The following is a 23,211-nucleotide window of genomic DNA, read 5'->3' on the forward strand; positions in this document are numbered from 1 at the left end:
TGTCTGACCGGGTACCCGTTTTTTCTCAGCGGTCAGTCGGCAGCGGGCGCTTCGACAGGTTGTTCGCTGAGCTTGTCGGCCAGACGCACAAAGGCGGCCAGGTCGAGTTGCTCTGGGCGCTTGCTGCCATCGACGCCGGCGGCTTCGATTTCAGCGTTGCTGAGCAAGGCTTTGAGGGTGTTGCGCAGGGTTTTGCGGCGCTGGTTGAAGGCTTCGCGAACCACGCGCTCAAGCATGCGATGGTCCTTGGCCGGATGCGGCAGCACTTCGTGCGGCACCAGGCGGACAATTGCCGAATCAACTTTTGGCGGTGGATTAAACGCGCCGGGGCCTACGTTGAACAGGTGTTCGACGCGGCAGTGGTACTGAACCATGATCGACAGACGACCCCAGTCGCCACCGCCAGGACCAGCGGCCATGCGTTGAACCACTTCTTTTTGCAGCATGAAGTGCATGTCGCGGATCAGGTCGGCGTTTTTCAACAGGTGAAAAATCAGCGGGGTGGAAATGTTGTACGGCAGGTTTCCGACCACGCGCAGGGTGCGCGGTGCTGCATTAAGGCTCTTGAAGTCGAACTTCAGCGCGTCACCCTGGTGCAGGGTGAAGTTGCTCATGCCTGCAAACTGGCGATTGAGGATCGGGATCAGGTCTTTGTCGAGTTCCACGACGTCGAGCTGGCCACCGCTGTTCAAAATGCCTTCGGTCAGGGCACCCTGGCCCGGCCCGATTTCCAGCAGGCGATCGTCAGCCTTGGCGTGGATGGCACGCAGGATGCGGTCAATAACGCCCGCATCGTGCAGGAAGTTCTGACCAAAGCGCTTGCGCGCCTTGTGTTGGTATTGCTCGTTCATATACGGGTCTCGGCCATCTGGTAGGCGGTTTCCAGGGCGACTTGCAGGCTGCCGGTATCGATCTTGCCGCTACCCGCCAGATCCAGGGCGGTGCCGTGGTCGACAGAGGTGCGGATAATCGGTAAGCCCAGGGTGATGTTGACTGCGGCACCGAACCCCTTGTACTTGAGTACGGGCAGGCCTTGGTCGTGGTACATCGCCAGCACTGCGTCGCAGTGTTCCAGATATTTGGGGGTAAACAGAGTGTCGGCAGGCAGCGGGCCACGCAGGTCCATGCCCTCGCTGCGCAGGCGCTCCAGGGTTGGTTCGATGATGTCTATTTCTTCATGGCCCAAATGTCCGCCTTCACCGGCATGGGGGTTGAGCCCGCAGACCAGGATACGCGGTTGGGCAATGCCGAATTTTTGTTGCAGGTCGGCGTGCAAAATACGGGTAACCCGCATCAGACGCTCGGGTGTGATTGCATCGCTGACCAGGCGCAGTGGCAAGTGAGTGGTTACCAGTGCCACGCGCAGTCCGTGGGTGGCAAGCATCATCACGACCTGCTCGGTCTGGGTCAAGTCAGCAAGGAATTCGGTATGCCCGGAGAACGGGATGCCCGCTTCGTTGATCACGCCTTTATGCACCGGGGCGGTGATCATGCCCGCGAAGTCGCCATTCAGACAGCCTTGCGCGGCGCGGGTCAGGGTTTGCAGCACAAACGCTGCATTGGCCTTGTCCAGTGTGCCGGCAGTGACTTTGGCATTCAGTGGGGTATCCCAGACGTACAGGCTGCCTGCTGGGGCAGGTTTTTCGGGCCAGTTGCCAGGCTCGACCGGTAACAGGCTGACAGCCACACCGAGCTGCGCGGCCCGCTCAAGGAGCAGGTCGCGGCTGGTGATTGCTATCAGGGGGTGCGGCTGGGGTTGCGAGGCGAGTAGCAGGCACAGGTCTGGACCTATACCTGCCGGTTCGCCGGGTGTCAGTGCAAAACGCTGTGTTTTCACTGCGCGGCCTGACCTGCGCCATCTGTTGCGCTAGCGCCAGGAAGTTTGATTTCTACATAGGCTTCGTCGCGGATCTGACGCAGCCAGGTTTGCAGCTCTTCGTCGTACTTGCGGTTACGCAGTGCGTTCATTGCCTGCTGTTCACGGGCCTGGGTGGTGCTGTCAGTGGCGCGGCGGCCAAGGACTTCCAGGACATGCCAGCCATATCGAGTCTTGAACGGCTTGGACAGTACGCCTTGCGGAGTATCGGCCATGGCTTCGCGGAACTCGGGTACCAGCGAATTGGGGTCAACCCAGTTCAGGTCGCCGCCGTTAAGGGCAGAACCCGGGTCTTCCGAATACGTCTTGGCCAGAGTGGCAAAGTCTTCGCCCGATGTGATGCGGTCGTAGATTTTGGCTGCCAGCTCTTTGGTTTGCGCTTCGCTGCGGATTTCACTTGGCTTGATCAGGATGTGGCGAACATGAACTTCGTCCACTACAACCGATCCGCCGCCACGTTTTGCATTCAGCTTGAGGATGATGAAGCCGCCAGGCGTACGCACTGGAGGCGTCACGTCACCCACAGGCATTTCGCTGAGCATACGGTCGAAAGGAGGTGGCAGTTGGGCAGCTTTACGCCAGCCCATGTCGCCGCCTTCCAGTGCCGTATCGCTGCCGGAGCGAGCGATAGCCATTTGGCCAAAGTCCGCGCCCTGCTTGAGCTTGTTGTAGACGTCCTCAGCCTGCTTGGCAGCGTTCTGGATGGCTTCCGAATTCGCGCTTTCAGGCGTTGGAATCAGGATATTGGCCAGTTGGTACTCTTCGGACAGCTGCATTTTGCCAAGGTCAGAGGCCAGGAAGTTCTTCACTTCCTGATCCGTTACCTGAATGCGCTCAGCCACGCGGCGTTGACGCACACGGCTGATGATCATTTCGCGACGAACCTGCTCGCGGGCATCTTCATAAGACAGGCCGTCGCGGGCCAGAGCCTGACGGAACTGTTCGATGGACATGCCGTTGCGCTGGGCAATGCTGCCAATGGCCTGGTTCAGCTCTTCATCCGCGATACGGATACCTGAGCGTTCGCCGATCTGCAGTTGCAGGTTTTCGACGATCAGGCGCTCAAGCACTTGCTGATCCAGAACGCTGGCAGGCGGTACGCCTTGGCCACGCTTGGCAATGGTTTGCTGAACTTCGTGGACACGCTGGTCCAATTGGCTCTGCATGATCACGTCGTTGTCGACAATGGCCACCACCTTATCCAGGGGCTGTACCGCAGCGCTAGCTGCGGTACCTAGGAACAACGCGCCCAGCATTAGCGGGCGCAGACACTCAGAAAGCTTGATCTTCACGTTCACGATAACCTTGGATGCCTTTGTCGAGGAAGCTCTCTACTTTGGTGCCAACAACGCCACCGAGACCTTTCAGCACAACTTGGAGGAAGAGACCATGGTCGCCCTTCTCATTAAGAGGGGCTGCTTGGGTGTACTCGTCGTTGGATACCCAATAACGGCTGATCAGACGAAGCTTCCAGCAGCAGTTGTCGTACTCGAAACCACCGAAGGCTTCCAGGGTACGGTTGCGGTTGTAGTCGTACTGCCAGCGGCTGATGGCGTTCCATTGCGGCACGATCGGCCAGATAACCGAGAAATCGTGCTGCTGGATTTTGTAGTAATCCTTGATGTAGCCCGGTTGTCCTGGAGACAGGTAGTCGCCGCCGCCCACAGTCCATTTGCCGGTGTACTGGTCGTAGCGGACCTGGTCGTCGCGATAGCGGTAGCCGACGTTGATAACCTTGTTCGGGTTGTCTTCAGGCTGGTAGTGCAGCATCGCACTGCCCGAGCGCGGGCTGTGGGTTTCCGGATCCCAGTTGTAGTCGGCTGTTGCGCGCCAGTCGCGGTTGAAGCGGTAGGCGTATTCCAGTGCATACGGAGACACGCTGGAAGTTGCGTCCTTACGGTTTGCGTCAATCCCAGGCAACTGAACCTTGCGGTCCTGGAAGTAGTAAGCCTGGCCCAGGCTGATGCGCTGACGCTCAAAGCCGTCGTCTTCGATCAGGCGACTGGTCAGGCCCAGCGACAGCTTGTTCTCGTCGCCCACACGGTCGGTGCCGGTGAAACGGTTGTCACGCCACAGCGAGGAATAGCTGAAGGTGCTCTGGCTGGTATCGAAAATCGGGATGTCATCCTGATTTTTCTCCGGTACATACAGATAGAACGCACGCGGTTCCAGGGTTTGGCGGTAGTCGGTGCCGAACCAGTTGGTGTTACGGTCGAAATACAGGCCGCTGTCGACGCTGGCGATTGGCACGCTGCGGTTGACCGAACTGTTGAATTTCTGGCCGTCTTTGACCATTTCTGTCTTGCCGATGCCATCCAGATCCAGATCGTACTGGGTGTACATGTACTTCAACGATGGCGTCAGGTAACCGTAGCTCCAGTTCAGCGGCATGCTGACGTTCGGCGCAAGGTTCAGACGCGTACCGTTGGCCCGGGCCAGGCCAGCCACGTTGTTGTCGAGGCGAGGATCTACCGTGCCATCTTCGTTGGTGTAGCTGCCGTTTTCGAGGTTGCGATCGAAGCGAACCAGCTCGGTGTTGTAGCCGATATTCAGACCACCCGGTTGCGTCGGCAGGACACCATTGAGGGTGAGCTGCGGCAGCATGTCGTAAGGCGTGATCTGAGTAACGGTGGCCAGCTGATAAGCCTGTACGTTCAGCTTGGCGGTGTAGTCATCGCCACGGTAGCTGACGGCACCCTGCTGGTTCAGGTAGTCACGGCTTTCAACGCCGATCTGGTCGCTTTCCAGGTCCTGGAAGTAATACGGGTCGCTGATCTTGGTGTAGTCAACTTCGGTCAGGACGCGCGAATCCAGGCCGCCCTTGTGCTGCCAGTTAAGCATGTAGCGCTTGTCTGTGTAGTCGGTCTGACGTTTGCGGTCGTCATTGTCGTCGTTGAGGTACGCGGCACCAAACTGACCTTCGCTGGATTCGGTCAGGTAGCGGAACTCACCTTCCATCAACAAGCCGCGCTTGGTCATGTAGCGCGGGTACAACGTGGCATCGTAGTTAGGTGCCAGGTTGAAGTAGTACGGAGTCACGAGCATAAAGCCGGTGTCGGAACTGCTGCTGAAAGACGGCGGCAGGAAACCGGACTGACGGCGATCGTCGATCGGGAAATAGATGTACGGGGTGTAGAAGATCGGGATGTCTTTGACCCGTAGCGTCACGTTGGTCGCCGTACCGAAACCGGTAGCCGGGTTCAACGTGATGTTGTTGCCCTTGAGTTGCCAGGCGTTGCTGCTCGGCTCGCACGTGGTGTACGTACCGTCCTTGAGACGGATGATCGAGTCTTCAGCCCGTTTGGCGTACAGCGCACTGCCGCGAATACGCGACTTGTGCAGCACGTATTCGGCGTTGTCGACCTTGGCGGCGCCGGTGTCCAGTTGAACGTCGGCGTGATCACCAACAATCAATGCACCGTTGTCACGCAGGCGGACGTTGCCATTGAGTTCGCCACGGCTTTCAGCCTGATACAGGCTGGCTTCGTCGGCTTCGACCTGCATGCTGCCCTGGCGCATGACGACGTCACCGGCCAGGGTCGCGACCTGCTCTTCCTGCTGATAGCGGGAGGCTTTGGCGCCCACAAACGTAGGCGCATCGCTTTTGCTGGTGGTGTCATGCATGCCCGGACGGTTGGGCTCGACGTAAGACCCGGAGCAGTACGGACCGGTTTCGGCCAGTTGCGCGGCTGTCAGCTGCTCACGTGGAACCCAGTCGAGGTGACTGTAGTCAGCACTGCGAGCCTTGAGCCCGCGGCCTTTGGCTTCAGTCACCAGCGGAGCCTGTGCGGCTTGCTCGGCGGTTTCACCGTTGGCGCCTAAAGACCCGTCACTGTGTGACGGACGTGGCGGCAACTGCGCAACGTTGGTTTTTGGCGCGCAATCCCAGCCACCCGTAGCCGACACGGAACAGTCATACTGTTCCTCGGCAAAAGCGAACGGCGTAGCTAGAGGTTGCATGGCCAGCAAACTGCCGGTTACCAGCAACGGAAATTTTTTACGAAACGCGGGGGATTTCAATGCCATCTTATTAGTCCGGGCTTCCTGCGTGCCATCAGCCCGCGGTGGGGGACCGCACGCCTATCGATGGTCTGGAAAAGATTCTGGATAATAAAGCATGACCCGCTTGACGGCTAGCGCCGTCGGAGACCCTTGTAATGCCTGACCAAGATGTACGCTTGCAACACCTGAAAGTTTGGCTGGATGAACAGTTGGCAACCTTGTTCTCGAATGAGGGTTGGGGTCCTGTACCCCCAGCCACGTTGACTGCTGCCAGTAGCGATGCGAGTTTCAGACGCTATTTTCGCTGGGAAGGCGAGGGGCGCAGTTTTGTCGTCATGGACGCGCCGCCGCCCCAGGAAAACTGCAAACCTTTCGTCGATATCGCTGATTTCTTGCGAACCTGCCAGATAAACGTACCGAAAATTTATGCCCAGGACCTCGAGCGCGGCTTTCTTTTGCTCAACGATCTGGGTAATAAAACCTTTCTCGATGTGATTAACAGCACCAACGCCGATGAATTGTTCAAGGATGCCATCGAAGCCTTGCTGGCCTTTCAGCAGTTGCCGATGACCGCTCCTTTGCCCAGCTATGACGTGGCCTTGCTGCGCCGTGAGCTTGAACTGTTCCCCGAGTGGTACGTGCGCGCTCACCTGGGCGTGGAATTCAATGAACAGCAACTGGGCGCCTGGCAACGGGTCAGCGGGCTGCTGATCGACAGTGCCCTGGCACAGCCTCAGGTGCTGGTTCACCGCGACTTTATGCCGCGCAACCTGATGCTCAGCATCCCCAACCCCGGGGTGCTGGATTTTCAGGACGCGGTGTATGGCCCGGTGACCTACGACATCACGTGCCTGTTCAAGGACGCCTTCTTGAGCTGGCCCGAAGAGCGTGTGCGTGTGTGGTTGCAGGACTACTGGAAGCTGGCGCTGCCGTTGGGTATCCCGGTGCAACGCGACTTTGAAGAGTTCCTGCGTGCCAGCGACCTGATGGGTGTGCAGCGGCATTTGAAAGTGATCGGTATTTTTGCCCGAATTTGCCATCGCGATGGCAAACCACGCTATTTGGCCGATGTGCCGCGTTTCTTCTCTTATATAGAAACAGTGCTGGCGCGGCGTCCCGAGTTGGCTGAACTGAGTGAATTGTTCGCCAGCCTTGGCCTGGCCAGCGAGGCCGATGCATGAAAGCGATGATTCTGGCAGCAGGCAAGGGCGAGCGTTTGCGACCGCTGACCCTGCACACGCCAAAACCATTGATTCGCGCGGGTGGCGTGCCGCTGATCGAGTACCACTTGCGGGCACTGGCAGCGGCGGGCTTTACCAACATCGTGATCAACCACGCCTGGCTGGGTCAGCAAATTGAAGACCACCTTGGCGACGGCTCGCGGTTTGGCGTCAGCATCCAGTACTCCCCGGAAGGTGAGCCGCTTGAAACCGGTGGCGGGATTTTTAAAGCCCTGCCATTGCTGGGCGATGGACCTTTTGCTGTGGTCAACGGTGACATCTGGACTGACTACGACTTTGGCGCCTTGCGCCAGCCACTCACAGGGCTGGCGCATCTGGTGCTGGTAGCCAATCCGGCGCACCACACGAGCGGGGATTTCAGCCTTAACGGCGAATACGTTCAAGACGGCCTGCCGGGTGCCGATATGCTGACCTACAGCGGGATCGCAGTACTCGACCCTGAGCTGTTCAAAGGTTGCGCTGCGGGTGCGTTCAAGCTGGCGCCGCTATTACGCAAGGCGATCGCCGCAGGGCAAGTGACAGGGGAACGTTTGCAGGGGCATTGGGTGGATGTGGGCACGCATGAACGCTTGGCCGAGGTCGAGTCGTTGATCAAGGGCGCCAGCTAAAATGTTGTGGCCAGGGACTCTGATTGGAGCCGGAGCGGGCTTTTTCATTGCCAGCATTCCGGGGGCCATGCTCGGTGCTTTATTGGGGCAAGCGCTGGATCGGCGTTTGCAACTGCACAGTTGGGCGCATCTGCTTGAACGTCTTGGTGCCCGGCCGGTGCTGCGCAACGATGAACTGCTGTTTCTCCTGCTTGGCCGATTGGCGAAAAGCGGTGGTCGTGTAGTGGATAAACATATCGAGCAGGCGCGGCTGGAAATGCGTCAACTCGATATGCAACCCTCTGCGCAGAATCGTGCGATTGCCGCGTTCAATCGTGGCAAGTCCGGGAGTGATTCATTACGCGGCTATCTGCGTCGTCTCAAGGTTCAACCCCATGCGGCAGAAGGGGTGTTGCGTGCCTGTTGGCGGATGATTCTGGCGGACGGCCGAGTCGCTCCCCAAGAGCGCGAGCTGATTGTGCTTTGGGGTAGTTGGCTGGGTTGGACCCGGCAACAGGTTCTGTTGCTGGGGGGTGAACATGATACCCAAAGAAAACCCCTGGCCACCCGTGGCGGTACTTATCAGCAATCGCTGACCTTGCTGGGGGTCACGGCCACCTGTGAACCGGCACACATCAAACGTGCCTATCGACGTTTGCTCAGCCGTCATCACCCGGACAAGGTAGCTGGCACCGGAGCCAGCCCGACTCAGGTGCGTGAAGCCACGGAAAAAACCCGCGAATTGCATCATGCCTACGCCTTGATTCGTGAGCGGCGCGGCTTTTAGCACCGTTCATTTGTCCACAGGCTGCGGGCTGAGCCAGCCACGCACTCGACGGAACAACTGCTCCTGTTCGCCATCCCGGTTTCCCGGGGTGGCAACCAATCCCACTTGTTTGAAATTCGCCCCGTTAGCCCGCTTGCTGGCCTGTAACCGTTGCAAGGCGGCTTCGCGAGCCAATGGTTGGTCTTTATAGAAAATATCCAGCAGCGCGATATTCAAGGCGGGCGTCAGTTGGCTCAAATCAGGCTGGGCCTGAACGGGCTTGTGGGCTTCAACCATGATCAGTTTTTGAATCTGGGCCGGGTGCTTAGCACTGATATAGCGTGATGCCCAGTAAGCTCCCGAGCCATGCCCGAGCAAAACAATGCTGCGCATGTTCTGTTGCTGGGCAAAGGCAATGCCCGCTTCGATGCGCGCGAAGATGCGTTCGGCATCGAGCTTGCTCAATTCGTCAGGGTTTTGCGTGGTCTCGGAGTCCGGGCTTTCTGTACCAGCACTGGCCGCCTGCTCGATGGGTTTGGCTGTGGTGCTGGCCGCTTTGCTGCTACTGTCTGTCGCTAATGTCGTAGGAGGTTTCTCTGGTTCGACCTCCCGCGGCTGGCTGGCCTCGCTTTGCATGTCCGGCAAGCTCAGGCTCAGACTGGCCCAGTTGGCGTCCGGCAGCTTGTTGCGCAACGGGCCCACGACCAATGGCCAGTCGGCAGTTTCACCAGCACCGGGGATGATAATCACCGCACCGCTGGCGGCACTACTGTTGGCAGGTTTCCACAGGGCGAGAAAGCTATCGTTCGGGGCCTGCAGTTGTTGCTGCTCTTGTTGCGGAATTTGTCGCTGCAGAGCCGCCGCATCTTCCTGGCTGCGTTCGGGCAACGGTTCGCGCACGGGCGGCTTGGTCTCGGATTCGGTCTCGGCTGCAAATACTGGCAGGGCGAGTGGCAACATCAGCGACAGGCACAAGGCCGGTAGCGCCAGACGATAAGAAAACATCGGATATTCCAAGCCAGAAGTAGTCCCGGCAGCGTAATGGGTTGATCAGTATTTGTCAGGGTGTGAGCGTTTAGATGAGACGTTTTTGCTATCTGTGGGTTATCGGCTGGTTGTGGCTGCCCTTGATGGGCCATGCGGCACCTGTGCCTGCGGCTCAATTGTCGCAGGAGCAGCGCCAATGGCTGGCCCAGCATAAAGAGCTGCGGGTGGGGTTGGTCTTGCAGGCACCCTATGCCAGGTTTGATCAACGGCTTCAGCAGCTCTCGGGCGCCAATGTCGAACTGATGAAGTGGCTGGCGCAGGCGCTCGATGTTGAACTGGTGTGGCGTAACTACCCGGACCTTGCACAGCTTGAGCAGGCCGCCCGAGCGGGAGAGATCGATCTCGTGCCGGGGTTGACGCAAACCCCTGCCGGTTTGCGCTTGTGGCTGTTTTCCGATCCTTACATGCGGGTTCCGCAGTTACTGGTTGGCGTACGCAATGGCACCGGCTCGGTCGACCTGGAGAGAGTGGATAGCAAGACCCGTGTCGCAGTGCGCATGCCCAGCGCCACGGCCGATTTTTTGCGCAGCAGTTACCCCGGCCTCAACCTGCAAGGCGTGCCGCTGGAGCGTCAGGCCCTACAGTTGTTGCTCAGCCAGCAAGCCACTTACGCAGTAATCGACGAAGCCCAGCTCAGCCGGCTGTCTGCCGAGCCAGAGTTTGCGGGGCTGGCGGTGGTGGGTGATGTTGGCTTGCCGCAATTGTTGCGGGTTGCGACGCGCCGTGACTGGCCGCAGTTGGCTGGTATCGTAGAGCGTGGGTTGCATGCAATTCCGGCGCGGGACATGGAGCAACTGCACAGCCGCTGGCTGCAACCCAAGTATCCGCACCTTGGGCCATCGCCCGGCTTTTGGCAGAACCTGTGTTTATTGATCGGTACGTTGCTGTTGGCCAGCATGGCCATTGTGGTGTGGCAACGTCGTCAGCAGACGGCTCTGGAGCGCGCCTTGCTCGGCGCACGTGAAGACTTGGTCTTGCATACTGCCAGTGCCGAGGCTTTGCGCTTGAGCCAATTTTCAATCGACCAAAGCCCGGTGGGCATCCTGTGGGTCAATTGGGACAGCCATGTGCGCTACGCCAATCGGGCTGCCGAAGACATGCTCGGCTATCAGCCGGGGGCTGTGCTGGACCGGCCGTTGAGCGATTTTGAACCAGGCCTGAACATGGACCGCTGGTTGAATATGTGGCGGCGTGCACGCAATCGCAAAGAGGGCGTGCACCGCAGTGAAAGCCTCTGTGTGCGGGCCGATGGCAGTGAGTTTCCGGCGGATGTGACCTTGAGTTTTCTGCGCTTTCAGACGGCGGAATACCTGGTCGTGTACCTCAATGACATCACCGAACGGCACCGGGTGCAGGCCGCACTGCAAGAGAGCGATGCACGTTTGCAGGGCATTGCCGCCAATGTGCCAGGGTTGGTCTTTCGTCTGGAGCGCTCATTGCTGACTGGCGAACTGGACTTTCCCTATATCAGTGAAGGCAGCGAAAGCCTGGCGGGTTTCTCCCCGGCGACGTTGCGCTTGCGCGAGGTGGGCTTGCGCAGCCTGGTGCATCCTGATGACCGGGCCGACTACCACCGGGTGCAGGATCTGGCGCTGGACAGCGACAGTGACTGGTCATGGCAAGGTCGGATTCTGACCCGCCAAGGCCAGCAGCGTTGGGCTGAAATCAAGGCGATCACTCGCCGTCTGGATGATGGCACCGTAGTGTGGGACGGCATTGTCTGGGATATCAGCGAAAGCAAACGCATTGAACTCGAACTCGACAGCTCCCGTGGGCAACTGCGCGAATTGTCGGCGCACCTTGAAAGCGTGCGTGAAGAAGAGAAGGCGCGCATCGCCCGTGAAGTTCATGATGAGTTAGGTCAAATGCTGACGGTGCTCAAGCTGGAAACCTCGATGTGCGAGCTGGCCTATGCGCAGCTCGATCCGGGGTTGAATGAACGGCTCAACAGCATGAAAAAACTGATTGCACAGCTCTTCCAGCTAGTGCGTGATGTGGCCACTTCACTGCGCCCGCCGATTCTGGATGCGGGTATCAGCTCAGCCATCGAATGGCAGGCCAGACGCTTTGAAGCGCGTACCCACATTCCGTGTCTGGTGCAGGTGCCGGAACACTTGCCGCCGCTTGGCGCGGCCAAGGAAGTGGGGTTATTTCGTATCCTGCAGGAAGCTCTGACCAATGTGATGCGCCATGCCCATGCGCATACGGTTGAGCTGACCCTGAGCGTGGAAGGCAAGGAGCTGTGCCTGAGCATCAGTGATGATGGGCAGGGCTTTGTGCCGTCTACTGGCCGGCCGACTTCGTTCGGCGTGGTAGGAATGCGCGAGCGGGTTTTGATGCTGGGCGGAACGCTGTCTTTGCACAGCATTCCGGGAGAGGGAACGACCCTGACGGTCCGCGTGCCTTTGGTTGATAAACGTTGATGAGGAAATGCTCGTGATTCGTGTACTGGTAGCAGAAGACCACACCATCGTGCGTGAAGGGATCAAGCAATTGATCGGCCTGGCCAAAGACCTGCTGGTGGTGGGCGAGGCCAGTAATGGCGAGCAGTTGCTGGAAACCTTGCGCCATGTTCCGTGTGAGGTGGTGCTGCTGGATATCTCCATGCCCGGGGTCAATGGCCTGGAGGCGATACCGCGGATTCGCGCCTTGAACAATCCACCGGCGATTCTGGTGTTGTCGATGCACGACGAAGCACAAATGGCGGCGCGCGCGCTGAAGTTTGGTGCGGCGGGCTATGCCACCAAAGACAGTGACCCGGCGCTATTGCTGATGGCTATTCGCAAGGTGGCGGCAGGTGGGCGTTATATCGACCCGGACCTGGCGGACCGCATGGTGTTCGAGGTTGGCCTGACCGATTCACGCCCTTTGCATGCCTTGCTGTCCGAGCGCGAATTTTCGGTGTTCAAGAGACTGGCCCAGGGGGTTAACGTCAACGATATTGCCCAACAGCTGGCGCTGAGCAGCAAGACCATCAGCACCCACAAGGCGCGGCTGATGCAAAAGCTCAATATCACTTCGCTGGCTGATTTGGTGAAGTACGCGATGGAACACAAGTTGTTGTAACCGTATTCGAAGCGGGGGGGCAGCTGCGGGATTGTGGCATGCCCCACATATCTGTTTACGACCCTTATGACATAACCCTGCAGCGTGATGCAGGGCTTAATCGGTGCAACCATCCCAATCGCGACATCCCTGTAGGGCAATCCCTACCCAAGCCCTTCCAGCCTCCTGATGTGAATCTCTCTTGCCCCCCGATTACTGTGCGGTGGTCGCTTCTTTAGTCTTGGGCTACGGCAGTCCAAAACAAAAAGGTGTGGTTATGAGTGAGGTCGGTGCAAGCGCTGGGGCGGATGAGATTCTGGTCAGCTTTCGTGGCGTGCAAAAGAGCTACGACGGCGAAAACCTGATCGTTAAAGATCTCAATCTGGAGATTCGCAAAGGCGAGTTCCTGACCTTGCTCGGGCCGTCCGGTTCGGGCAAAACCACCAGCCTGATGATGCTGGCCGGCTTCGAGACCCCAACCGCGGGTGAGATTCTGCTGGCGGGGCGCTCGATCAATAATGTGCCTCCGCACAAGCGCGATATCGGCATGGTGTTCCAGAACTATGCGCTGTTCCCGCACATGACCGTGGCCGAAAACCTCGGCTTTCCGCTGTCAGTACGCGGGCTGAACCGCACCGACATCAGTGAACGGGTCAAGCGCGTATTGAGCATGGTGCAACTCGATGCTTTTGCCCAGCGTTATCCGGCCCAGCTCTCTGGCGGCCAGCAACAGCGCGTGGCACTGGCTCGCGCACTGGTATTCGAGCCACAGCTGGTGCTGATGGACGAACCGTTGGGCGCATTGGACAAGCAATTGCGTGAACACATGCAGATGGAAATCAAACACCTGCATCAGCGTCTCGGCGTGACCGTGGTCTACGTGACACACGACCAGGGTGAAGCCCTGACCATGTCTGACCGCGTTGCGGTATTTCATCAAGGTGAAATCCAGCAAATTGCCCCGCCGCGCATGCTCTATGAAGAGCCGAAAAATACCTTTGTTGCCAACTTCATCGGCGAAAACAACCGCCTCAATGGCCGTCTGCACAGTCAGAACGGTGATCGCTGTGTGGTCGAGCTGAGCAGGGGCGAGAAGGTCCAGGCGCTGGCGGTGAATGTCGGTCGTACAGGTGATCCGGTGACCCTGTCGATCCGTCCGGAACGCATTAGCCTCAATGGTTCCAGTGAGTCATGCGCCAACCGCTTCTCGGGCCGGGTTGAAGAATTTATCTACCTGGGCGATCACGTTCGGGTGCGTATGGAAGTCTGCGGCATGAACGATTTTTTTGTGAAACAGCCGATTGCCGAGCTGGACCCCACCCTGGCCGTCGGTGACGTCGTGCCATTGGGCTGGCAGGTCGAACATGTACGTGCGCTGGACCCTCTCTTAGAGGCGAATTGATCGCCCCGGCTTCACCAACCCTGCACAGCGGAGAACAACAATGCATACATCCTTCAAATTCACGGCCTTAAGTCTGGGCCTGATGTTCGCGGCCAATGCTCTGGCCGCAACCGATCTGACCGTGGTGTCGTTTGGCGGCGCGAACAAGGCGGCTCAAGTCAAAGCGTTTTATGCCCCTTGGGAAGCCAAGGGCGAAGGCAAGATCATCGCCGGGGAATACAACGGTGAAATGGCCAAGATCAAGGCCATGGTCGACACCAAAAGCATCTCCTGGGATCTGGTAGAAGTGGAATCCCCGGAACTGTCCCGCGGTTGCGACGAGGACATGTTCGAGCCTCTGGACCCGGCACTGTTCGGCAATCCCGAGCAATACGTCAAAGGCGCGATTCAATCCTGCGGAGCTGGCTTCTTCGTGTGGTCTACCGTGCTGGCCTACAACGCCGACAAGCTGAAAACCGCGCCGACCAGTTGGGCCGATTTCTGGGACACCAAAACCTTCCCGGGTAAACGCGGGCTGCGTAAAGGCGCCAAGTACACCCTGGAATTCGCCTTGATGGCCGACGGTGTCGCGCCCAAGGATGTATACACCGTGCTGGCGAGCAAAGACGGTCAGAACCGTGCCTTCAAAAAACTCGATGAACTCAAGCCGAACATTCAGTGGTGGGAAGCGGGCGCACAGCCACCCCAGTACCTGGCCTCTGGCGATGTGGTAATGAGCTCGGCCTACAACGGTCGCATCGCTGCCGTGCAGAAAGAAAGCAATCTGAAGATCGTCTGGAATGGCGGCATTTACGATTTCGATGCATGGGCCATTCCTAAAGGGTTGGGCAAAGCCAAGGCGGACGCCGCCAAGAAGTTCATGGCGTTCACGCTGATGCCACAACAGCAGAGTGTGTACTCGCAGAACATCGCTTACGGTCCGGCCAACAAGGAAGCGATGCCACTGCTGCCTAAAGAGGTGCAGGCCGATATGCCTACAGCCCCGCAAAACATCGCTAACCAGGTGCAGATCGACGTCAGCTTCTGGGCTGATAACGGTGAGCAACTGGAACAACGCTTCAACGCCTGGGCTGCCAAGTAAGCAGCGTTGACATGCGGTGCGACCCACTGGGTCGCGCCGCCATCGTTTAAAGATTTTCGGAGTTCGCCATGGCCGTCGCCGTTCCCCTGAACGAGGTCTCCAGCCCCACCTTGAAGAAACGCCTGGCACATGCCGAGCGGATTAACCGCTGGAAGGCGCAGGCGCTGATTGCGCCCCTGGTGATATTTCTGCTGCTGGTGTTTCTGGTGCCGATTGCGGCCCTGCTCTACAAAAGCGTGGGTAACCCGGAAGTGGTCGAAGGCTTGCCCCGCACCGTCGTGGCTGTTGCCGGGTGGGATGGCAAGGGTTTACCAGCGGAACCGGTTTATCAGGCACTGAGTGAAGACCTGGCCCAAGCGCGCAAGAATCAAGTCTTGGGCGATTTGTCCAAGCGTCTGAATATGGAATTGGCCGGCTATCGCAGCCTGCTGATGAAAACCGCCAAGGCGCTGCCATTCAAAGCGGCCCCTGAGTCCTACAAAGATGCGATGGAAGTCATTGATGAGCGTTGGGGCGACCCGGCTTACTGGCAGGCGATCAAGCGCAATACTTCCAGCGTGACCCCGTTTTATCTGCTGGCGGCTGTGGATCACCGTATCGACGACCTGGGTGAAATTGCCCAGGCCACGCCGGATCAGTCGATCTATCTGGACATCTTCGCCCGTACTTTCTGGATGGGCTTTGTGATTACCTGCATTTGTCTGGTGCTGGCCTACCCGTTGGCGTACTTGCTGGCCAACCTGCCGACCCGGCAAAGCAACCTGCTGATGATTTTGGTGCTGTTGCCGTTCTGGACGTCGGTGCTGGTGCGGGTTGCGTCCTGGATTGTGTTGCTGCAATCGGGCGGGCTGATCAATAGCGCGCTGATTAGCATGGGGCTGATCGACAAGCCGCTGGAGTTGGTGTTCAACCGCACCGGGGTTTACATCTCAATGGTGCACATTCTGTTGCCGTTCATGATTCTGCCGATTTACAGCGTGATGAAAGGTATATCGCCTACCTATATGCGTGCAGCGATCTCACTTGGCTGCCATCCGTTTGCCAGCTTCTGGCGGGTGTATTTCCCGCAGACTTACGCCGGTGTAGGGGCGGGTTGTTTGCTGGTGTTCATTATCGCCATTGGCTACTACATCACCCCTGCCTTGCTCGGTAGCCCGAACGACCAGATGGTCAGCTACTTCGTGGCGTTTTACACCAACACCAGCATCAACTGGGGTATGGCGACAGCATTGGGTGGTTTGTTGTTGCTGGCTACCGTGGTGCTGTACCTGATGTACAACTGGTTGGTAGGCGCCAGCCGCCTGCGCTTGAGTTAAGGAGAACGCCATGCTGAGCCCATACATGTCACCCGTTGAGCGGGTCTGGTTCTACAGCTTGCGCATTCTTTGCGGGCTGATCCTGTTGTTTTTGATTTTGCCGGTACTGGTGATTATTCCGTTGTCATTCAACTCGGGCAGTTTCCTGGTGTATCCGCTGCAGGGGTTTTCGCTGCACTGGTATCAGGACTTCTTTGCTTCGGCCGAATGGATGCGTGCCCTGAGAAACAGTGTGATCGTGGCCCCGGCGGCCACGGTGCTGGCGATGGTGTTCGGCACGCTGGCGGCAATTGGTCTGACCCGTGGTGACTTCCCCGGCAAAGCATTGGTGATGGCGTTGGTGATCTCGCCGATGGTGGTGCCGGTGGTGATTATCGGTGTGGCCAGTTACCTGTTTTTTGCCCCGCTGGGGTTGGGTAACAGCTACATCTCGTTGATTGTGGTGCACGCGGTGTTGGGCGTGCCGTTTGTGATCATTACCGTGTCAGCAACCTTGCAGGGTTTTAATCACAATCTGGTACGGGCGGCGGCCAGTTTGGGTGCATCGCCGTTGACTGCCTTTCGCCGGGTGACCTTGCCGTTGATTGCACCGGGGGTTATTTCGGGTGCGCTGTTTGCCTTCGCCACCTCGTTTGATGAAGTGGTGGTCACGCTGTTTTTGGCCGGGCCCGAGCAGGCGACCCTGCCACGGCAGATGTTCAGCGGCATCCGCGAAAACCTCAGCCCGACCATTGCTGCTGCGGCAACCTTGCTGATCGCTTTTTCGGTGGTGTTGTTGCTGACCCTTGAGTGGTTGCGTGGGCGCAGTGAAAAGCTGCGTACGGCGCAGGCCTAGAACCAGCAGGCATCCCACAAGGGGTAATCGCCGATCCGTGTGGCCAGCTGTGCACGGATCGGGTTTCTGATGATGTAGCGGGCTGCGGCCTTAAGGTCCTCTTCATGGCGTAGTGCCCTGTCGTAATAGCCTTTTTGCCACAGTCGGCCATTGGATTGGCTTGCGTGGTTAACTGCCACGCTACTGCGTGATTTTATGCGGCACATCAGCTCGCTCAGCGATTTATGACGTAGCTCGACCAGCCAATGGCAATGGTCGGGCATGACTACCCAGGCAATTGAGTTGACGACGCCTTCGTCGTGAGCGTGCCGGAGCTGGTTGACTACGAGGCGGCCTAGGTGAAAGTCATTGAATACTGGCCGCCGTTGGTCGGTGACAGTGGTGAGCAGATAGATACCACCCGGTTCTGAGTAGCGGCCTATACGCAGGCGGCATGCGTTGTTTAAAACTGGCAATCCTTTGCCCTCCGGTTTGATGATTACTAACGCTAGATCAGCCATCGGCAAGTAACAAAGCCAACCTTTAACCGGATATTGCACCCGGCGTAGCAGCTGCCGAAGGAACGAGGCTGCGTTCGACGGCGTAGCCGTCGCAAAACCTGAAATTGCGGTGGGTCAGGTAAACGGGGATTGAGAATTTGCGGTCGCTGCGCAACCGAACGCAGCCTCGTTCCTTCGGCAGCTGCTACGCATGGCATATGGCCAATCATCGTGGCAAGGCGGTGCGCGCGTCACGGTGGGCGGTATACAATGCGCGCCACCGTGTTTAGCCCACTAAAAGGTGCGTCATGCAGCCCTTCGCTATTGCCCCATCGATTCTTTCCGCCGATTTCGCCCGTCTTGGCGAAGAAGTGGACAACGTACTCGCCGCGGGTGCTGATATCGTTCACTTCGATGTCATGGACAATCATTACGTACCCAACCTGACCATCGGCCCGATGGTCTGCGCTGCCTTGCGCAAGTACGGCATCACCGCTCCCATCGATGCGCACCTGATGGTTAGCCCGGTCGACCGGATCATCGGCGACTTTATCGAAGCTGGCGCGACCTACATCACCTTCCACCCCGAAGCGACGCAGCACATCGACCGCTCCCTGCAACTGATCCGCGAAGGCGGCTGCAAGGCAGGTCTGGTGTTTAATCCGGCGACCCCGCTGGATGTGCTCAAGTACGTGATGGACAAGGTCGACATGATCTTGCTGATGAGCGTAAACCCAGGCTTCGGCGGGCAAAAATTCATCCCCGGCACGCTGGATAAACTGCGTGAAGCCCGTGCACTGATCGATGCATCCGGGCGCGAGATTCGCCTGGAAATCGACGGTGGCGTGAACGTTGGCAATATCCGTGAAATCGCCGAAGCCGGTGCTGACACCTTTGTCGCCGGTTCTGCGATTTTCAACACGCCAAACTATGAAGAAGTCATTCAAAAAATGCGTGCCGAGCTAGCGTTGGCCCGTCCATGAGCCGTTTTGAGCAGCTACTTCAGGGGCGGCTGCCAAAGCTGGTGATGTTCGATCTGGATGGCACCCTGATTGACTCAGTACCGGATTTGGCCGTCGCCGTGGAGGCCATGCTGCTCAAGTTGGGTCGCCCGCCCGCCGGGATTGAGAACGTGCGGCTGTGGATCGGCAACGGTGCGCCCATGCTGGTGCGCCGTGCCTTGGCCGGCAACATGGAAGGCAGCGGTGTTGACGACACTGAGGCCGAACTGGCGCTGGAGATTTTCATGGAGGCCTACGATGGTGGCCATGAACATACCAAGGTTTATCCCGGTGTACGCGAAAGCCTCAAGTGGCTGCAAAAACAGGGCGTTGAAATGGCCCTGATCACCAACAAGCCGGAGCGCTTCGTAGCGCCCTTGTTGGATGAGCTGAAGCTGGGGCGGTTTTTTCGCTGGATTGTCGGTGGCGACACCATGCCACAGAAAAAACCCGACCCTGCCGCGTTGCTGTTTGTGATGAAGATGGCTGGCACCACTCCTGCGCAATCAATGTTTATCGGCGATTCGCGGAATGACGTGCTGGCGGCGAAGGCCGCAGGTGTGCGCTGCGTAGCCCTGAGTTATGGCTACAACCACGGCCGACCGATTGAAGAAGAATCACCGGATATGGTGATTGGCAACCTGCAAGAGCTGATAGCCGGTTGCTTAGATTCTGCGCCTGAGATAACGTTGGGCAATTCTGTTTCCCCCTCTCGAAGAGATTCCATCGTGGTGGTCACTCGCAAACTCTGGATGAAAGTTATCAAGGCCCTGGCCCGCTGGCGTTGGCGCGCCTGACTTGAATCTGGCCGCATAGCCGGCACGTTTGCATACCTGACCGTTTTACCCTCAGACCACGAGGCACCTCATGATCCGCGAAGAATTCCTGCGTTTGGCCGCTGCTGGCTACAACCGTATCCCCCTTGCACGCGAAACCCTGGCCGACTTCGACACACCGCTGTCGATCTATCTGAAGCTGGCCGATCAGCCCAATTCCTATTTGCTGGAATCGGTGCAGGGCGGCGAGAAGTGGGGCCGTTACTCGATCATCGGCTTGCCATGCCGCACGGTGCTGCGTGTGCATGATCATCAGGTCAGCGTGACCCACGATGGTGTCGAGATCGAGTCCCTCGAAGCTGAAGATCCGTTGACCTTCGTTGAGGAGTTCAAGGCTCGTTACAACGTGCCGACCATTGCCGGTTTGCCGCGTTTCAACGGTGGCCTGGTAGGGTATTTCGGTTATGACTGCGTGCGTTACGTGGAAAAGCGTCTGGGCAAGTGCCCGAACCCTGATCCGCTGGGCGTGCCGGACATTCTGCTGATGGTGTCCGACGCTGTTGTGGTATTCGATAACCTGGCTGGCAAGATGCACGCCATCGTGCTGGTCGATCCGGCGCGGCCTGACGCTTATGAAGAGGGTCAGGCCCGGCTTGAGGCGCTGCTAGAGCAACTGCGTCAACCGATTACGCCGCGCCGAGGTCTGGACTTCACTGCGCAGCAAGCGGCTGATCCAGTGTTCCGTTCCAGCTTCACCCAGGACGACTACGAAAAAGCCGTCGACACGATCAAAGACTACATCCTCGCAGGCGATTGCATGCAAGTGGTGCCGTCGCAGCGCATGTCTATCGACTTCAAGGCCGCGCCGATCGATTTGTATCGTGCGCTGCGCTGCTTCAACCCAACGCCGTATATGTACTTCTTCAATTTTGGTGACTTCCACGTGGTGGGCAGTTCGCCTGAAGTGCTGGTACGGGTTGAAGACAACCTGATCACCGTACGCCCGATTGCCGGGACGCGCCCTCGGGGTGCGACTGAAGAGGCCGATCTGGCGCTCGAAGAGGACCTGCTCAGTGATGACAAGGAAATCGCCGAGCACCTGATGCTGATTGACCTGGGGCGTAACGACACGGGCCGCGTGTCAGAAATCGGCTCGGTCAAGCTCACCGAGAAGATGGTGATCGAGCGTTACTCCAACGTGATGCACATTGTGTCCAACGTCACCGGCCAGCTCAAAAGCGGACTGACAGCGATGGACGCACTGCGGGCGATTTTGCCAGCGGGTACGTTGTCCGGTGCACCGAAAATCCGCGCGATGGAGATCATCGATGAACTGGAGCCGGTCAAGCGTGGTGTGTATGGCGGCGCGGTCGGTTATTTTGCCTGGAACGGCAATATGGACACGGCCATTGCGATCCGTACCGCAGTGATCAAGGACGGTGAATTGCATGTGCAGGCTGGTGGCGGCATTGTCGCTGACTCGGTCCCGGCCCTTGAGTGGGAAGAAACCCTCAACAAACGCCGCGCAATGTTCCGTGCTGTTGCCCTGGCCGAACAAACCCCACGGGATTGATTGCGTCCCCTTGTGGGAGCGAGCAAGCTCGCTCCCACACGCCCGCCCTCGAGATTTTAGAAGTTCAGGCTAACCCCGACATTCACCCCCTGCTGCATAACCCCGTCACTCTTTCTCGCGTTATAAGCCGCCCGCAGCATAAGGTCGGAGGTCAGTTTGTGGCTGACCCCCAGGCTCAAACGGGCAAGGTTACTTGGCGGTGTATAGCCTTCGAGCTTGAAACGATTATTGGGCAGGCTGTTAAGCGCGATGTTCAGGCGTTGGGTCTGGTCCTGGAACTCATGTTCATGGGCGGCTTCGCCAAACAACAGCGTCTGAGGGGTGGCCTGGTAACTGGCGAGCAAACCCGCACCAAGGCGATTTGAAACAAGCGTCTGCTCTTCGTAGTTCAATGCAGTCGAACGTCGCCCCTTTTCTTCATAGCGATTAACCTCCACCCGCGAATATTCGGCGCTGATAAAAGGCGACAGGTGCCACAGGTCTGAGGCCGGTGCGATGTCATAACCCAAGCGAGTACTTAGCGCCCGAAGGTGCCCGTTAGCTTGCCCTTGCTCCATGCCTTCACCTATGCCAAACGCGAATTTTCGCTTTAGGCTGTCGTAATCCAGCCTTCCCAACGTCAGCGCGGCATCACCCCACCAATGATTGTGTTGGTATTGCGCAAACACACTGCCCAGATAGCTATTGAGTTTGTAATCCGATTCATTGGCGCCTGCTTCCAGGTGTTGCCGATAAAACCCGCCTGCTACTCCAAAACGCCAGTTTTCATCTGCCCTGTAGCTGGTGCCGATATTGACGTTATAGCCTCTGCCATCTGCACTCACGGAGGTGTCCTGTCCGTCGATTTCCAGGCGCTGCCCACCACCAGCAACCATGGATCTCCATTGGCCAATGGCTTGCCATTGACCGTTGTCGCCAGCCCATTGATTGCGCAGTTGGTCTTGATGGGCGTTTAGCGTGCCTTGAGCCATGACGGGTAACAAAGTCAGTTCCCAAGGGACGGCAAGCAATGAATAGGCGTAGTCGGCAATTAACTGCTGACCCACCTCGGTGGGGTGCACCTTGTCGTTGAACAGCAGTTTGCCCGGGTTGGGAGTTGAGCTGTTGAGGCCGTACTTCGGGTTTTCCGCACATTCATCACCGTTGAAGCAAGTACCGATAAGGTCCTGTCCAAGTGCCAAGCCATAACGGGCAGGATCGGCAACGGCTTCACGCAGCAACAGCGGGATATTGAGAGGGATGATTTCGGCGTCTATCTGTTCGAGTTGCTGTACCAACTCATGGTTGAACATGGTGCTGAGGTAGCTGGTACCCGCTTGGGCAGATGTGCCGTAAATGGCCGGGGTCAGGCCCAGGTCGGGCAGCAGCCAGACCATGATGTAGCGTGCCCCGGCCTGTTGCAGGGCGTAGGTGCTTGCAGCCAGCCTTTGTGCGGTTTTGCCTGCTTCAGCGGGACTGGTGACCTTTCCTTGAATGAAGTCATTACCGCCACCGGAAATGAAGTACAGCGCCTTGGGGTCAGCCTTGAAGTTGTTCTCCACAAGGTAACCAGGCTTGCTGCGCAGTACGGAACCGCCAATTAAAAACCAGTCATCAGGGACGGTGACTTTTGAAACAGTTGTGACGGAATTGAGTATCTGGTCCGTGCGGTAACCACCGACCGCCCAGTTATTGCCATCGGGCGAGCCTGTGACGGAATTTGTCATCGATGTGGACGGGCCCAGATCACCGGGTGCAATACCCAGTTTTGCGCCCAGCCGCATGGGCGCTACGGCAACATACTCCTCGCCGCTGTATTCCTTGTACGTGGGCCCGGTGTGATTGGTGAAACGCATGCCACTGCCTACACCTGGAAATTGCCCCGAATCGCTCAGGCTGTCGCCGAACACGATCATGGTGGAGTAGGGAGTTGGGGCCGCTATGGCGCGTTCGCTGACGATGGACAAAATGCATCCCGCCAGAGGGATAAGTAGTGAAAGCCTGCGCATGGGACGACCCTTTTTATTGTTAAGAGCGCGGACATTAACAAAACGATCTGTATTAATTGTTTCGTGTAAAACAAAGTCACAAAGTACTTAATGGTTGTTTTCCCCTGTATTCGCTACCCCATGTTGCACCTGTCGCGAGGCTACGTTACTGTGCCATGACGTAGAAATGAGACCCTTCCTGTGTTGATCATCAGCA

At 58.0% G+C, this 23,211-nt stretch carries 19 protein-coding genes; 12 read left to right on the plus strand and 7 right to left on the minus strand.

The window, feature by feature from the left end; all coding sequences use genetic code 11:
• Positions 1 to 32: 32 nt before the first annotated feature.
• Genes rsmA through N7D90_RS02190 form a run of 4 tightly spaced genes read right to left on the minus strand, consistent with a single transcriptional unit; the run spans position 33 to position 5,902 of the window.
• Positions 33 to 851, minus strand: coding sequence for a 16S rRNA (adenine(1518)-N(6)/adenine(1519)-N(6))-dimethyltransferase RsmA (gene rsmA / locus N7D90_RS02175; RefSeq protein WP_261740700.1), 819 nt, complete (start codon positions 849 to 851; stop codon positions 33 to 35).
• Positions 848 to 1,837, minus strand: coding sequence for a 4-hydroxythreonine-4-phosphate dehydrogenase PdxA (gene pdxA / locus N7D90_RS02180; protein WP_261740701.1), 990 nt, complete (start codon positions 1,835 to 1,837; stop codon positions 848 to 850). Before pdxA ends, rsmA begins: the two co-directional genes overlap by 4 nt.
• Positions 1,834 to 3,174 carry a peptidylprolyl isomerase SurA gene (surA, locus tag N7D90_RS02185; protein ID WP_261740702.1) on the minus strand — a complete coding sequence of 447 codons (1,341 nt, stop codon included), beginning with the start codon at positions 3,172 to 3,174 and terminating at the stop codon, positions 1,834 to 1,836. Before surA ends, pdxA begins: the two co-directional genes overlap by 4 nt.
• A complete protein-coding gene (locus tag N7D90_RS02190) occupies positions 3,149 to 5,902 on the minus strand; it encodes an LPS-assembly protein LptD (RefSeq protein WP_261740703.1) in 2,754 nt (917 codons plus the stop codon). The genes surA and N7D90_RS02190 overlap by 26 nt, the downstream gene beginning before the upstream one ends.
• A gap of 131 nt (positions 5,903 to 6,033) precedes the next feature.
• On the opposite strand from N7D90_RS02190, the gene N7D90_RS02195 reads away from it, so the two are divergent.
• From N7D90_RS02195 to N7D90_RS02205, 3 genes are read left to right on the plus strand one after another with little or no spacing between them, the layout of a single operon-like run.
• Complete coding sequence (locus tag N7D90_RS02195; RefSeq protein WP_261740704.1) at positions 6,034 to 7,059, plus strand: aminoglycoside phosphotransferase family protein; 1,026 nt, start codon at positions 6,034 to 6,036, stop codon at positions 7,057 to 7,059.
• Positions 7,056 to 7,727, plus strand: a complete 672-nt coding sequence (gene murU / locus N7D90_RS02200) for an N-acetylmuramate alpha-1-phosphate uridylyltransferase MurU (protein ID WP_261740705.1) — start codon at positions 7,056 to 7,058, stop codon at positions 7,725 to 7,727. The genes N7D90_RS02195 and murU overlap by 4 nt, the downstream gene beginning before the upstream one ends.
• 1 nt (position 7,728) lies before the next feature.
• Positions 7,729 to 8,493 (plus strand): DnaJ domain-containing protein, encoded by a 765-nt coding sequence (locus tag N7D90_RS02205; protein WP_261740706.1) that lies wholly within the window; start codon positions 7,729 to 7,731, stop codon positions 8,491 to 8,493.
• 6 nt (positions 8,494 to 8,499) lie between these two features.
• On the opposite strand, the gene N7D90_RS02210 is transcribed toward N7D90_RS02205, so the two are convergent.
• Complete coding sequence (locus N7D90_RS02210) at positions 8,500 to 9,477, minus strand: alpha/beta hydrolase family protein (protein ID WP_261740707.1); 978 nt, start codon at positions 9,475 to 9,477, stop codon at positions 8,500 to 8,502.
• Positions 9,478 to 9,551: 74 nt separating this feature from the next.
• Here N7D90_RS02210 and N7D90_RS02215 point away from each other — a divergent pair, with 74 nt between their 5' ends.
• The 6 genes from N7D90_RS02215 to N7D90_RS02240 all read left to right on the plus strand — a co-directional run bounded on the left by N7D90_RS02215 (position 9,552) and on the right by N7D90_RS02240 (position 17,198).
• Entirely contained in the window at positions 9,552 to 11,942 is a 2,391-nt protein-coding gene (locus N7D90_RS02215) for a PAS domain S-box protein (protein WP_261740708.1), read from the plus strand.
• A 7-nt stretch (positions 11,943 to 11,949) separates the two neighbouring features.
• Positions 11,950 to 12,585, plus strand: coding sequence for a response regulator transcription factor (locus tag N7D90_RS02220; RefSeq protein ID WP_261740709.1), 636 nt, complete (start codon positions 11,950 to 11,952; stop codon positions 12,583 to 12,585).
• A gap of 256 nt (positions 12,586 to 12,841) precedes the next feature.
• Positions 12,842 to 13,966: an ABC transporter ATP-binding protein gene (locus N7D90_RS02225; protein ID WP_261740710.1), complete on the plus strand. Its 1,125-nt coding sequence runs from the start codon at positions 12,842 to 12,844 to the stop codon at positions 13,964 to 13,966.
• A 40-nt stretch (positions 13,967 to 14,006) separates the two neighbouring features.
• Positions 14,007 to 15,047 carry an ABC transporter substrate-binding protein gene (locus N7D90_RS02230; protein WP_261740711.1) on the plus strand — a complete coding sequence of 347 codons (1,041 nt, stop codon included), beginning with the start codon at positions 14,007 to 14,009 and terminating at the stop codon, positions 15,045 to 15,047.
• A gap of 68 nt (positions 15,048 to 15,115) precedes the next feature.
• Positions 15,116 to 16,363, plus strand: coding sequence for an ABC transporter permease (locus N7D90_RS02235; RefSeq protein WP_261740712.1), 1,248 nt, complete (start codon positions 15,116 to 15,118; stop codon positions 16,361 to 16,363).
• Between the two features lie 10 nt (positions 16,364 to 16,373).
• Positions 16,374 to 17,198 carry an ABC transporter permease gene (locus tag N7D90_RS02240; protein ID WP_261740713.1) on the plus strand — a complete coding sequence of 275 codons (825 nt, stop codon included), beginning with the start codon at positions 16,374 to 16,376 and terminating at the stop codon, positions 17,196 to 17,198.
• Here the strand turns inward: N7D90_RS02240 and N7D90_RS02245 are convergent.
• Positions 17,195 to 17,653, minus strand: coding sequence for an REP-associated tyrosine transposase (locus tag N7D90_RS02245; protein WP_261740714.1), 459 nt, complete (start codon positions 17,651 to 17,653; stop codon positions 17,195 to 17,197). The two genes, N7D90_RS02240 and N7D90_RS02245, sit on opposite strands and share 4 nt — an antisense overlap.
• Positions 17,654 to 17,985: 332 nt before the next feature.
• Between N7D90_RS02245 and rpe the strand changes: the two genes are divergently transcribed.
• The 3 genes from rpe to trpE all read left to right on the plus strand — a co-directional run bounded on the left by rpe (position 17,986) and on the right by trpE (position 21,027).
• A complete protein-coding gene (rpe, locus tag N7D90_RS02250) occupies positions 17,986 to 18,660 on the plus strand; it encodes a ribulose-phosphate 3-epimerase (RefSeq protein WP_019823117.1) in 675 nt (224 codons plus the stop codon).
• Positions 18,657 to 19,475 (plus strand): phosphoglycolate phosphatase, encoded by an 819-nt coding sequence (locus N7D90_RS02255; RefSeq protein WP_261740715.1) that lies wholly within the window; start codon positions 18,657 to 18,659, stop codon positions 19,473 to 19,475. The genes rpe and N7D90_RS02255 overlap by 4 nt, the downstream gene beginning before the upstream one ends.
• Positions 19,476 to 19,545: 70 nt before the next feature.
• The gene (gene trpE, locus N7D90_RS02260; protein ID WP_261740716.1) at positions 19,546 to 21,027 is read left to right on the plus strand and encodes an anthranilate synthase component I; all 1,482 of its coding nucleotides are present in this window, start codon (positions 19,546 to 19,548) and stop codon (positions 21,025 to 21,027) included.
• Between the two features lie 56 nt (positions 21,028 to 21,083).
• On the opposite strand, the gene estP is transcribed toward trpE, so the two are convergent.
• Complete coding sequence (gene estP, locus N7D90_RS02265) at positions 21,084 to 23,015, minus strand: esterase EstP (protein WP_261740717.1); 1,932 nt, start codon at positions 23,013 to 23,015, stop codon at positions 21,084 to 21,086.
• Between the last annotated feature and the right edge of the window lie 196 nt (positions 23,016 to 23,211).

This window comes from Pseudomonas fragi (assembly GCF_025426255.1).
Taxonomy (GTDB): domain Bacteria; phylum Pseudomonadota; class Gammaproteobacteria; order Pseudomonadales; family Pseudomonadaceae; genus Aquipseudomonas; species Aquipseudomonas kulmbachensis.